The sequence below is a fragment of the Ferroacidibacillus organovorans genome (assembly GCF_001516615.1).
GTDB classification, from domain to species: domain Bacteria; phylum Bacillota; class Bacilli; order Alicyclobacillales; family SLC66; genus Ferroacidibacillus; species Ferroacidibacillus ferrooxidans_B.
This window is the reverse complement of the sequence record NZ_LPVJ01000019.1, coordinates 92,381-104,232: the sequence shown is the minus strand read 5'-3', so window position 1 is coordinate 104,232 and position 11,852 is coordinate 92,381. Positions and strand designations below refer to the sequence as shown.

Genomic DNA, 11,852 nt, shown 5'->3' with positions numbered 1-11,852 from the left:
TCCACAAGTTCTACGCGTGAATGGCACCTGCAGCGCCTGTCGCCTGTTCATGAGCGTGATAAGAACTGCGCACGAGCGGCCCGGACTCGACATGTCGAAATCCGCGCTTGATCCCTTCATCCTTTAGTGCCTTAAACTCTTCAGGCGTGTAATAGCGCGCGACGCGCAGATGTTTTCGCGTCGGTTGAAGGTACTGTCCAATCGTCAAAATGGAGACGTTGACAGCGCGCAGATCATCCATCGTCTGAAGGATCTCCTCCCAAGTCTCTCCCACGCCGATCATGATACTCGATTTGGTGGGAATGCCCTGATTCATCTCATAGGCGCGCCCGAGCAGTTCAAGTGTCCGCTCGTAGGTTGCCTTTGAGCGAACACGCGGTGTCAAACGCTTGACCGTTTCCACGTTGTGATTCAGTATCGCCGGATGCGCGTCCATCACAGTTTGAAGTGAAGCGCGATTCCCCATAAAATCAGGGATAAGAACCTCAATCGAGCATTCCGGGCGAGCTGTTCGAATCGCCTCGATCGTTTTAGCAAAGACAAGCGCCCCGCCATCCTCAAGGTCGTCGCGGGCAACCGAAGTGACGACAACGTGGCGCAGTCCCATCTTCACAACTGCATCTGCCACGCGCGCCGGTTCCTGAAGGTCAAGCTCTGTCGGCTTGCCAGAGTGAACTGCGCAAAACCGGCACGCTCTTGTGCACGTATCGCCAAGAATCATAAATGTCGCGGTGCGATTGGCCCAACACTCATAAATGTTTGGGCAACGCGCCTCTTCACACACTGTATGTAACCGTTCGCCGCGCATGATTTTCTTGAGATCCTGAAAATCACCTGTGGTCTTTAACTGAACCTTCAGCCAATCAGGACGCCGCAAAACCGGTTCATCCATCGGTTCGGCAACTGCACGATTACGCAGGATTTCTCCGTCTGTCACGGGAGCCTCATCCTTTCAACACGCACACTAAAAATCAGAATCCACCGTATACGCCTCAACACGCTGTTTGACCGATTTGATAAATTGCCCTGCAATAAAGCCATCCAAAATGCGATGATCCAAGCTCATACACAAGTTTACCATGGAACGAATCGCAATACTATCGCCGCCGCGGATCACCGGACGCTGCACGATGGATTCGACAGACAAGATGGCCGCCTGTGGGGCATTGATAATCGGTTGCGATTGAATCGAGCCAAAAGCTCCCGTGTTGTTCACTGTAAATGTACCGCCTTTTACATCGTCGAGCGTGAGACGATTGGATCTGGCACGCGTGGCGAGATCTGACACGGCGTGCGCAAGCCCCGTCACCGTCAGTTGATCGGCGTTGTGAATGACAGGCACGACCAGTGCGTCACTCGTTGCCACCGCGATGGAGAGATGGATATCCCCCCTGATGAGAATCGCGTCATCGGTCCACTCGCTGTTAACCAGCGGATATGCCTTGAGCGCTTCCGCAACCGCGCGCAAAAAAAACGGGAAATAAGTCAGTTCAATGCCTTCACGTTCGCGAAACGCCGCTTTGTGGCGCGCGCGCAATTGATGCATCCCCGTAACATCAGCCTCAACCATCATCCAGGCGTGCGGAATCTCGTGTTTGCTCATCTTCATGCGCGTGGCGATCGTTCGCCGAATCGGCGTGATTGGCATGCTTACGTCGCGGGCTCCAAGATGGCCTGACGCGTCCTTTTTTTGCGCAGACATCGTCGGCTCAAACGCGCGTTGGCTTGATGCATTTGCACTGGAAGGAGGATTTTGCTCGACAGATGTCGCGAACGTCCCGCCACCGCTTGGCTGGCTGGCGCGCTCTCCCTTCACGCCCTTTGCGCCTTGTTCCACTGCGAGCAGCACATCTTTTCGTGTGATGCGCCCGCCAAGCCCTGTCCCGCGCAGTTTGTCAAGCGCCACATTGTGTTCCTGCGCCAAACGCACAACAGCGGGAGAATAGCGGCTGCGCGAAGCGTCATCCTGATCCTTTGCGTGCGGCATCTCAAGCGCCGACACTTCTACTTTTTCACGGCTGGCTGATACAAGGGGTGTTTCACGGTCTCCGCTCTCACCCGCCTCTTTGATAAAGGCAATCCGCGTTCCCACAGGAACCGTTTCGTTTTCCTTGATATAAATCTCCGTAAGCGTCCCTGCAGTTTCGGCGGGAATCTCCGCATTCACTTTATCTGTAATCACTTCGGCAATCGGCTCATAAAGCGCAACGGAATCGCCGATCTGCTTTAGCCAGCGCCCGATCGTTCCTTCCGTGACACTCTCACCAAGCTTTGGCATGCGGATCTCAGCCAAAAAAGACCCTCCTCTAAAAAATTCGCAGTACTGCGTATTAAAACGCGGCGAGTTTGCGCATCGCATCTTCAATCTTGGTCGAATTGAGCATATAAAACGCTTCGAGCGGCGCGCTAAACGGCATGGCTGGAACATCTGGGCCGCAAAGCCGCGCAATCGGCGCATCAAGATCAAAGAGCGCCTCCTCGGCGATGAGCGCCGATACCTCCGCGCCAATCCCGCCAGTCTTGTTGTCTTCATGCACGATGAGCACCTTCCCCGTACGCCGCGCCGCCTCGAGGATAGCTTCGCGATCAAGCGGAAGGATCGAGCGCAGATCGATGACATGGGTAGATATCCCATCCGCCGCAAGCCGTTCTGCCGCCGTCAGCGTGTGATGGACCATCAGCCCATAGGTGATCACTGTGAGGTCATCGCCTTCGCGCGCCACGCGCGCCTTGCCAATCGGCACTGTGAAATCGCCTTCTGGGACATCGTCACGAATCGCGCGATACATGCCTTTGTGTTCAAAATAGAGCACGGGATCAGGGTCGCGCAGTGCGGCGCGCAGAAGTCCTTTTGCGTCTGCCGCCGTAGCCGGCGTCACAATCTTTAACCCTGGTACATGGTAAAAAAGCGCTTCCACACTCTGCGAGTGATAGAGTGCGCCGTGCACACCTCCGCCATACGGGGCGCGGATGACGAGTGGACAATGCCAGTCGCCCTGTGTCCGATAGCGCAGTTTTGCCGCTTCGCTGATAATCTGGTTGACCGCTGGCATGATAAAATCCGCAAACTGAATCTCTGCGATCGGACGCATGCCGTAGGCCGCCGCGCCAATCGCGACACCAACAATCGCTGACTCGGCAAGCGGCGTATCCATGACGCGTTCGGGTCCAAACTCTTCAATCATGCCCTGCGTCACGCGAAACACGCCTCCACGCAACCCCACGTCCTCGCCAAGCACAAAGACATTTGGATTCTGGCGCATCTCTTCTTGCATCGCTTCACGAATCGCGTCAATGTAGAGTTTCACTGCCATCGTCGTTTCTCCTCACTTCGCGTAGACGTGATCTAAGGTAGTTTCCGGCTCAGCCAAAGGAGCCTTTTGCGCATACTCCGTCGCCTCATCAACCACGCGTTGCAATTCCTTGCGAAGCGCTTCTTCATCCTCTTTGCTCCACACGCCACAGCGCATAAGCTCATCCCGAAACACTTCCAGCGCGTCGTTTTTCTTTGCTTCCTCAACCTCGTCACGCGAACGATACGAGCGATCGTCATCATCGCTTGAGTGCGGATTGATACGATAGGATACCGCTTCAATCAGCGTAGGCCCCTCGCCGTTCAATCCGCGCAAAACCGCCTGAGAGACTGCTTCATACACTGCCAAAACATCGTTTCCATCCACCAGCACCCCAGGCATACCGTAGCCGATTGCCCGATCAGAAACATGCGCACACCCCAATTGACGGTTCTGAGGCACGGAGATAGCGTAGAGGTTATTCTCACAGAAAAAGATGACCGGAAGCTTGTGTACACCGGCAAAGTTCGCCGCCTCGTGAAAATCCCCCTGATTGCTTGACCCCTCCCCGAACGAGGTGTAGGTGACGAGCTTTTCGCCACGCATGCGCGCCGCAAGTGCAATCCCTACGGCGTGCGGGATCTGCGTTGACACCGGGCTTGACCCACTAAGGATATGGCGTGTGCGCGAACTGAAGTGACCCGGCATTTGCCTGCCGCCGCTGTTTGGGTCTTCCGCCTTCGCATAGGCGCTTAGCATGATGTCGCGCGCGCTCATGCCAAAGCGGAGAACGACGCCAAAATCACGATAGTACGGTGCGACATAGTCGCGCGCTGGATCAAGCGCAAACGCCGCGCCGATCTGCGACCCTTCTTGCCCTTTGCAGGATACGACAAAGGGAATCTTTCCAGCGCGGTTCAAAAGCCACATGCGCTCATCAAGCAACCTGGTTAAGACCATCGTGCGGTACATCTCGCGCACATTCTCATCAGAGAGCCCAAGCGCGCGATGACGCGGCGAATCTTCGCCCTGTGATCCTTGATTCGGTTTGGCCAGATCCAATTCATGTGCACACCAAGCAAATCGCCGGTGTCAACATCTGCGAGGATGCGGATAAAACCGTCCGATTCTCCAAAAAGAAGCGCCTTCCCGTTTGCTTTAAAGGAAAACTTGCCCACTTTGACATGATGCCCGCGGCGCGCGCCACCTTTTCGCTTATCCCAACGCTTGCGACCTCCGGTCGACTGTAGGTGCATCGCGCCACTTGGTCGTATTGGATCGGTGAATTCTGAATCCCCGCGATGGTCTCCATCGCATGAATTCCCTCGTGCGACGCGACGTGCGCCAATTGCAGTCCACCGATGACATCCCCGATCGCGTAGATGTTCGGTTCTGCCGTGCGCAGATGGGAGTCAACGACAATCGCACCGCGTTCCACCTGGATCCGCGTTGCCTCAAGCCCGATATTCTCGACATTCGGACTTCTCCCGACGGCGACAAGCACCACCTCGGCGGACACGCGTTCACGCCGCTCACCTTGCACCACGTCGACTTCAATCCCCGAAGCCACGCGCGCGACCGAAGAAACGTCAAGCGTCGCATCCGTCAAAACCGCGATCCCACGTTTTTTAAACAGCCTCGTCATCTCGCGGCCGATCTCTTCATCTTCTTGAAAAAGAAGCGAAGGCATCGCCTCAACGACGGTCACACGCGTGCCAAAATCTTGAAACATCGATGCCCACTCTACACCGATCGCCCCTCCACCCACGATCAGGATGGATGACGGAACCTTTTCCATCTTCAGCACATCGTCAGATGAGAGGATTGTCTCGCCGTCAAACGGCAGCCCGGGGAGCGCGCGCGGACTGGAGCCCGTCGCAATGATCGTGCTGCGCGGCGTGAGTGTCAATTCATCCCCATTTTCAAGCGTCACGCGCACGGCGCCTGCGCTCGGCGAAAAAATGGAAGGTCCCATAATACGCCCATAACCGCGGATCACTTCGATGTTATGCTTTTTCATTAAATGCGTTACACCGCGATGCAGCGTCTCGACAATCGACCCTTTTCGCTTCATGGCGCGCTTTAGGTTCAGCCTCACATCCCTAGCTTCCACGCCATAAGCATCTGCCTCTCGGGCGGTAGACAAAACCTCTGCAGTGCGCAAAAGCGCCTTTGAGGGAATACACCCACGATGCAGACAGGTCCCCCCCAAATCACTTGACTCGACAACGGCGACGCGCAGCCCTAGTTGCGCGCCGCGAATCGCTGCCACATACCCACCGGTTCCGCCGCCGACTACGACCACATCCAACTCATTTGTCACGCTGATACCACCTTTGGTTCAATCCCTGAATCTACAAATTTTGCGCTCATCTACCCACGGTACCACTTTGCCATGAAGTTCCACCGTCTGACAAGCTCTTTTAAAAGAATGCCCTTCAGGAATGCGTGCCGTTTCGATGGATGAGCGAACGGGAGACAGGCAAAAACGTGCTGCGCACCTGGCGCATCGCCGCAATGCGCTGCTCTGCCAGTTGGTCGGCCGCCAGATACGTCGGGATATTCTGTGACGCTGAAATGGCAAAAAGATGGAGCATGATCTCGTAGATGCCAGACACCTTTTTCATCGCCCGCTCCGCATTGTACCCTTCCAATTCATCGGCGACATTGATAAGCCCACCAGAATTGATCACATAATCAGGCGCGTAAAGAATTCCGTGTTCATGCAACCAGTCACCGTGGCGCGCCTCTGCGAGTTGATTGTTTGCGGCTCCTGCGACAATTTGGCAACGCAGATGCTCAATGGACTGATCGTTGATCACAGCGCCAAGCGCACAAGGCGCAAAAACATCGCAAGATACGGACGCGATTTCATTTGGATCAACCACCTTCGCGCCGAATTGTGAGACAGCGCGTTGCACGTTGTCCGTCGATATATCCGTGACAATCAGGCTCGCGCCTTCACTGTGCAGGTATTCACAAAGCCCGAAGCCGACGTTTCCAAGTCCCTGAACCGCAACCGTTTTTCCGCCCAGATCATCCGTTCCATAAACTTGCTTGACTGCCGCTTTGAGACCGCGAAAAACGCCATACGCCGTCATCGGACTTGGATTGCCAGAACTCCCGTACGCTTTTGAAATACCGGTGACATAGCGCGTCTCTTGATGGATGCGATCCATATCCTCAACCGTCGTTCCGACATCTTCCGCAGTGATATAGCGGCCGTGCAATCCTTCGATGTAGCGGCCGAGCGCGCGAAACATCTGTTCGGTCTTGTCCGTTTTCGCGTTTCCGATAATGACCGTTTTTCCGCCACCCAAATCAAGGCCAGCGGCCGCAGCTTTATACGTCATACCGCGTGCGAGTCGCAGCGCATCGGTGATCGCTTCTTCTTCAGAAGCGTACGACCACATTCTGCAGCCGCCAAGTGCGGGTCCAAGCGTTGTATCATGAATCGCAATAATTGCCTTGAGTCCAGCTTTCTCATCATGACAGAAAACGAGTTGCTCATAATCGTACTGCGCGAGTTGTTCAAAAATCATTGTTCACCCTCCTGAGGCTGCGTCAGTATCATTCATTTCACCGCGCACCCCTCATCATAGCAAAATGCGTGCCAAACCAAGCATTTCATTCCGTCCATTTTTTAACAAACATAAAATCTTTGGTGTTGAATGGCTTCTCCCTTGTCAACGCGCGATTTTCATTCAACACTATCCGGCCTTACCCTAACCCTGGCGCGCAATCCATTGCAGTTAATGCAAATTTTTGCATGCATAAAATTGCATATCGTCTTACTCCTGATCACGTGAAAGTTTATAATAGAGCGAGCGCACAGAGACACCCAAGCGCGCCGCCGCTTCTTCGCGATTCCCGTGCGCCTTTTTCAGCGCATTTTCGATTGCGATCCGCTCCGCCCGCTTCAGTTGGTTCGCAAGTGTATCATCCGTTAGGACAGGAAAAACATCAGTCGCTACGTCCCGCTGTTCAAGGGATGGCACAAGATGGCGTAGCTCGATGATCTGTTCGCGATAATCCATGCGAATCAACGCGCGGCTCAGTACATTTTCCAGTTCTCGCACATTGCCTGGCCACGCGTATTCAAGGAGCCGAGCCAAAGCGTCATCTGCGATAGAGTGCACATGTCGCCCGTATTCTGCGTTTAGGCGCGTGAGAAAATTGAAAGCAAGAAGTGGAATATCTTGCGTTCTCTTGCGAAGCGGGGGAATGGCGATCGGCAAAACATGCAGGCGGTAATAAAGATCTTCGCGAAAACGGCCATCCGCCATCGCTTTTTCTAGGTTTACATGCGTCGCGGCGATCACACGCACATCAACATGCCGCACACGTGTACCGCCCACCGGGATGATCTCGCGCTCCTGGAGAACGCGCAAAAGTTTCGCCTGTGTCCCGATTGACAACTCCGCGATCTCATCGAGAAACAGCGTGCCGCCGTCCGACTCTTCAAAGAATCCGCGTCGCCCGCCTTTGCGCGCGCCTGTAAACGCCCCTTCCTCGTAGCCAAACAACTCACTTTCAAGCACCGAATCGCTAAGCGCCGCGCAATTGACGCGCAAAAAAGGACCCGAGACGCGATCGCTCGCCTGATGGATCGCGTGCGCAAAAAGTTCCTTCCCACAGCCTGACTCGCCGCGCAAAAGCACCGTCGCGCGCGTGCGCGCCGCCTGTTTTGCCGCTTCGAGCGCCTCGAGCATCGCAGGGCTTTTCGCGATGATATCCGAAAATGTAATCTTCGTCGCCAGTCGCCGAATTTGTGCATTCGCTCGTTGCAACTGTTCCGTGAGCGCCCGCATTTCTGAAAGGTCATGGATAACCGCCACACTGCCGATTAACTGGTCGTGCACGCGCATCGGCGCGACATTCACCAGAACGTCTTTGCGATAGGGCCCCACTTTCATGGAAACATTGCGCACAGGTTGTCCCGTCTTAAGCACGCGCATGTGCATGCTCTCGCCCTCTGCAATATCAACCGTTGCAGCCTTGCCGATGACATCCTGTTCCGACAATCCAGTCAGACGGGTGTATTCCGAATTAATGCGCAGTCCAATGCCGTGTTGATCGACAACAGAAATCGCATCCTGCGTCGCCTCAAAAATCGCTTCAAGCAGCGTCTGGATCTCTTTGAGATGAAGGACCTCAGCCGCCAAGTCGAGCAGTTCTGTCGTATCGCGAAAAACCGCGATCGCGCCCGTCACGTCCCCGTCCGGTGAGAGGACGGGGACGCGGTTTGTAACGATCGAGCGGTGGTGAAGCATTTGCACTTGATTGATCTCTGCCTGACCCGTCTGCAAGATGTGCGGAAGACGGCTGTTTGGGATAACTTCTGATACTGGCATGCCAAGCGCATCCTCGGCGCGCACGCCAGTGAGACGCTCGGCAGACGGATTGAACAGAACGATCGTTTCCCGGAGGTCGATGGCCACCATCGCGTCGTGCATCGCTTGAATGAGCGCGTCGAGTTGAAGCTGCGGCTGTCCCCACTCTTTGGCTTTGTCGCTTTGGGTCACCTGCGTTCAGTCCTTTTCTAGCGCGTGATCATAGCGCGACCGCCGCAAGACGGCCAACGCGTGCTTGAGGACAGGTGCAACCGCCTTGAGGGAGTCGACTGCACCTTTTGGATTGCCAGGGACGTTTAAAATCAGCGTGCGCGCAGACACTCCGCAAACGCCTCGCGACAGAATCGCAAACGGCGTTTGCTCCAGTCCAATTCGCCGCATCTGCTCAGCCAACCCAGGCACCTCACGCTCCATCACGCTTCGCGTCGCCTCTGGCGTGACATCGCGTGGACCGAGTCCAGTGCCGCCCGTCGTGACAACGAGCGCGCACTGTTTTTCTACCGCCGCGCGAAGCGCACGCTCAATTTGCAAACGATCGTCAGGCACCACAGTGCGATGAACGATAAACGAAAGCGCGAGAAGATATTCCGCCACGAGCTGCCCCCCTTGATCTTCTCTCGTTCCTGAAGATACACCGTCGCTGACCGTGATGACAAAAGCCGTGTTTTCGCTCTCCATTACCTTGACATCTCCTGTTCACGCTCATAGGGGCCGCTTTTTCCGCCGATTTTCTTGAGCAGGCAAGCCTCGCGGATCACCATGCCGCGATCGATTGCCTTGCACATGTCATACACGGTGAGAGCACCGACGGTTGCGCCGACGAGCGCCTCCATCTCTACGCCTGTGACGCCTGTCGTCTTGACCGTGACGAGAATGCGCAGTGTCTTTTCATCAATTTCTATAAAGTTAGCTTCAACCGCACGGAGTGCGAGCGGGTGACAGAGGGGAATCAACTCAGAAGTCCGCTTTGTGGCCTGAATCGCGGCGACGCGCGCCACCGCGAGTACATCCCCTTTCCTTAGCGTCATCTCGCGAATCGCTGTGAGCGTCTCTGGAAGCATGTGCAAGTCGGCCTGCGCGACAGCTTCACGCGTGGTTGCTGATTTCTCGCTGACATCTACCATGCGCGCGTGTCCCGCCTCATCCAAATGGGTCAGGCGTTGACCCATCGCCTGCGCATGCACCGGTTCATGATACTCCAACATGTTTCTCCCCGTTTCTCTTCATTTCATTTAGTATAACGCAAACGGTTCATCCGTCACACAAGCGCCTTGGCGTTTTGATCCTGTATAATACATTGTGACGAGTCTTCTCTCATGCAATGGTTCGTCTACTCTATCCATTCGATGTATGACAAGGGTGAATTCGCATGAATATACATGTTCGACTCTTTGCTGCAGCGGCAGAAGCCTGTGGAAAAGAGCAGATCGAAGTAACTGTCGAGCGTCCATCTCCTCCTTCCATCGCCGATGTCCGCGATGCAATTGCGCTTTCCTATCCAATGCTTGAAGAAATTCTTCGCCGAGCGTGGTTTGCGGTGAATGAGGAATACGCCACGCACGATGTGATCATCCATGAAAATGACCGTATCGCGATTATTCCGCCCGTCAGTGGCGGAATGCAGGCGCCGCGCGAGCATAACACTGTACTTCACGATGTGCTCATCACACGCGACGCGCTTTCTGTCAGCGCAATGTACGATCATGTCTTGCGCGCAGCCGCCGGGGCAGTTGTACTGTTTTCCGGCACCGTGCGCGAATTTACGCGCGGCCGTCAGACCTCTTATCTTGAGTATGAGGCCTATGAGGAAATGGCGCTGGAAAAAATGCGCGCCGTGAAAGAGGCGTGTATCGCGCGTTTTCCTGATGCGCACGTTGCACTCTGGCATCGCGTGGGGAGGCTTGCATTGACAGAGACAAGCGTTTTGATCGGCGTGTCTACGCCGCATCGCAAAGACGCATTTTCCGCTGGGGAGTTCGCCATCGACACACTCAAAAGAACCGTTCCCATTTGGAAAAAAGAGTTTTTCTCAGACGGTCAGGTCGAGTGGGTCGGCCCCGATGGCCCTTGGAATCCAACCTCTGACGAGGGAGATGAGACGCATGCAACACCCTGAGCTGTCTGAAACCCACTCACGGTACAGCCGCCAACACCTATTCGCACCAATTGGCATCACAGGCCAGCAGAAATTGGGCGCCGCGCGCGTTGCAGTCGTCGGAGCAGGCGCGCTTGGCACAGTCATATCTAACCACATGGTACGCGCAGGGGTGGGCTTCACGCGAATTATCGATCGCGACATCATTGAGTGGAGCAATCTTCAGCGACAAACCCTCTATGATGAGGCGGATGCGGCAGAGGCAAAGCCCAAAGCGCTGGCGGCGGCCGAAAAACTCTCAAAAGTCAACAGCCAAGTGCAGATTGAGCCGATGGTCACAGACCTCACTGCCGCAAACGCAGAGCGCCTCTTGCGGGATGTCGATCTGATCCTTGATGGAACTGATAACTTCGCAACCCGCTTTCTCATTAACGACGTAGCTGTCCTTCATAGACTTCCTTGGATTTATGCAGGCGCTGTGGCGAGCCGCGGAATGGTCGCTCCTTTTTTGCCAGACGGACCCTGCTTTCGCTGCCTGTTTCCGGATGATCCTGATCACGCGCATGGAGAAACATGCGATACCGTCGGCGTCATTGGGCCACTCACTGATATCGTCGGAAGTCTCGCGTCGACGCTCGCACTTAAATGCATCGTCGGCGCGCCGATCGCCAGAACCTTGACCCACCTCGACGTCTGGGAAGGCCGCCAGTCAACGATGAAGTTGCCTGCCAAACAAGAAAACTGCAGCACATGCGGACGGCGCATTTTTTCATATCTCCACACGGATCGCGCTCCCGAAACGGTCAGCCTCTGTGGGCGAGACACCATTCAAGTCACGCCAAATACCAACCTCACGCTCTCCCTGGATGCACTTGCCAAAGATGTGCGCGCTGTGGCACAAAGCGTCACGCAAACACCTTTTTTTGTTCGGGTGATGATCGATTCGTTCACACTCACGGTTTTTAGCGATGGGAGGGCGCTTATTCAGGGGACGAGCGATACGGGGGTTGCGCGGTCTCTCTATGCGCGCTATGTTGGAACCTGATTGTGCTTTAGATATATATTCATTGGTAACCGCTTTCACATCCACTGCAGGCAAAGCCTGCGCGC

Annotated in this window: 11 protein-coding genes; 2 read left to right on the top strand and 9 right to left on the bottom strand. The window is 55.2% G+C overall.

Going from position 1 to position 11,852, the window contains the following annotated elements:
- Positions 1 to 10: 10 nt before the first annotated feature.
- From lipA to moaC, 9 genes are all read right to left on the bottom strand, one after another.
- Positions 11 to 892: a lipoyl synthase gene (gene lipA, locus ATW55_RS06405; RefSeq protein ID WP_067714524.1), complete on the bottom strand. Its 882-nt coding sequence runs from the start codon at positions 890 to 892 to the stop codon at positions 11 to 13.
- A 72-nt stretch (positions 893 to 964) separates the two neighbouring features.
- Positions 965 to 2,293: a dihydrolipoamide acetyltransferase family protein gene (locus ATW55_RS06400; RefSeq protein WP_272867078.1), complete on the bottom strand. Its 1,329-nt coding sequence runs from the start codon at positions 2,291 to 2,293 to the stop codon at positions 965 to 967.
- 37 nt (positions 2,294 to 2,330) lie between these two features.
- Entirely contained in the window at positions 2,331 to 3,314 is a 984-nt protein-coding gene (locus tag ATW55_RS06395; protein WP_067714321.1) for an alpha-ketoacid dehydrogenase subunit beta, read from the bottom strand.
- Between the two features lie 12 nt (positions 3,315 to 3,326).
- Positions 3,327 to 4,265: a thiamine pyrophosphate-dependent dehydrogenase E1 component subunit alpha gene (locus ATW55_RS06390; protein ID WP_082685621.1), complete on the bottom strand. Its 939-nt coding sequence runs from the start codon at positions 4,263 to 4,265 to the stop codon at positions 3,327 to 3,329.
- A gap of 91 nt (positions 4,266 to 4,356) precedes the next feature.
- The gene (gene lpdA, locus ATW55_RS06385) at positions 4,357 to 5,616 is read right to left on the bottom strand and encodes a dihydrolipoyl dehydrogenase (RefSeq protein ID WP_067714318.1); all 1,260 of its coding nucleotides are present in this window, start codon (positions 5,614 to 5,616) and stop codon (positions 4,357 to 4,359) included.
- A 115-nt stretch (positions 5,617 to 5,731) separates the two neighbouring features.
- Positions 5,732 to 6,835, bottom strand: a complete 1,104-nt coding sequence (locus tag ATW55_RS06380; RefSeq protein ID WP_067714315.1) for a Leu/Phe/Val dehydrogenase — start codon at positions 6,833 to 6,835, stop codon at positions 5,732 to 5,734.
- 249 nt (positions 6,836 to 7,084) lie between these two features.
- On the bottom strand, positions 7,085 to 8,818 hold the full coding sequence (locus tag ATW55_RS06375) for a sigma-54 interaction domain-containing protein (RefSeq protein ID WP_067714312.1): 1,734 nt from the start codon (positions 8,816 to 8,818) through the stop codon (positions 7,085 to 7,087).
- A 6-nt stretch (positions 8,819 to 8,824) separates the two neighbouring features.
- On the bottom strand, positions 8,825 to 9,325 hold the full coding sequence (locus tag ATW55_RS06370) for a MogA/MoaB family molybdenum cofactor biosynthesis protein (RefSeq protein WP_067714308.1): 501 nt from the start codon (positions 9,323 to 9,325) through the stop codon (positions 8,825 to 8,827).
- Positions 9,325 to 9,816 carry a cyclic pyranopterin monophosphate synthase MoaC gene (moaC, locus tag ATW55_RS06365; protein ID WP_067714514.1) on the bottom strand — a complete coding sequence of 164 codons (492 nt, stop codon included), beginning with the start codon at positions 9,814 to 9,816 and terminating at the stop codon, positions 9,325 to 9,327. Before moaC ends, ATW55_RS06370 begins: the two co-directional genes overlap by 1 nt.
- Positions 9,817 to 10,016: 200 nt before the next feature.
- On the opposite strand from moaC, the gene ATW55_RS06360 reads away from it, so the two are divergent.
- Together ATW55_RS06360 and ATW55_RS06355 are read left to right on the top strand one after the other, a co-directional pair.
- Positions 10,017 to 10,763 carry a molybdenum cofactor biosynthesis protein gene (locus ATW55_RS06360; protein ID WP_067714305.1) on the top strand — a complete coding sequence of 249 codons (747 nt, stop codon included), beginning with the start codon at positions 10,017 to 10,019 and terminating at the stop codon, positions 10,761 to 10,763.
- Positions 10,750 to 11,787 (top strand): ThiF family adenylyltransferase, encoded by a 1,038-nt coding sequence (locus tag ATW55_RS06355; RefSeq protein ID WP_067714302.1) that lies wholly within the window; start codon positions 10,750 to 10,752, stop codon positions 11,785 to 11,787. Before ATW55_RS06360 ends, ATW55_RS06355 begins: the two co-directional genes overlap by 14 nt.
- Positions 11,788 to 11,852 lie beyond the last annotated feature (65 nt).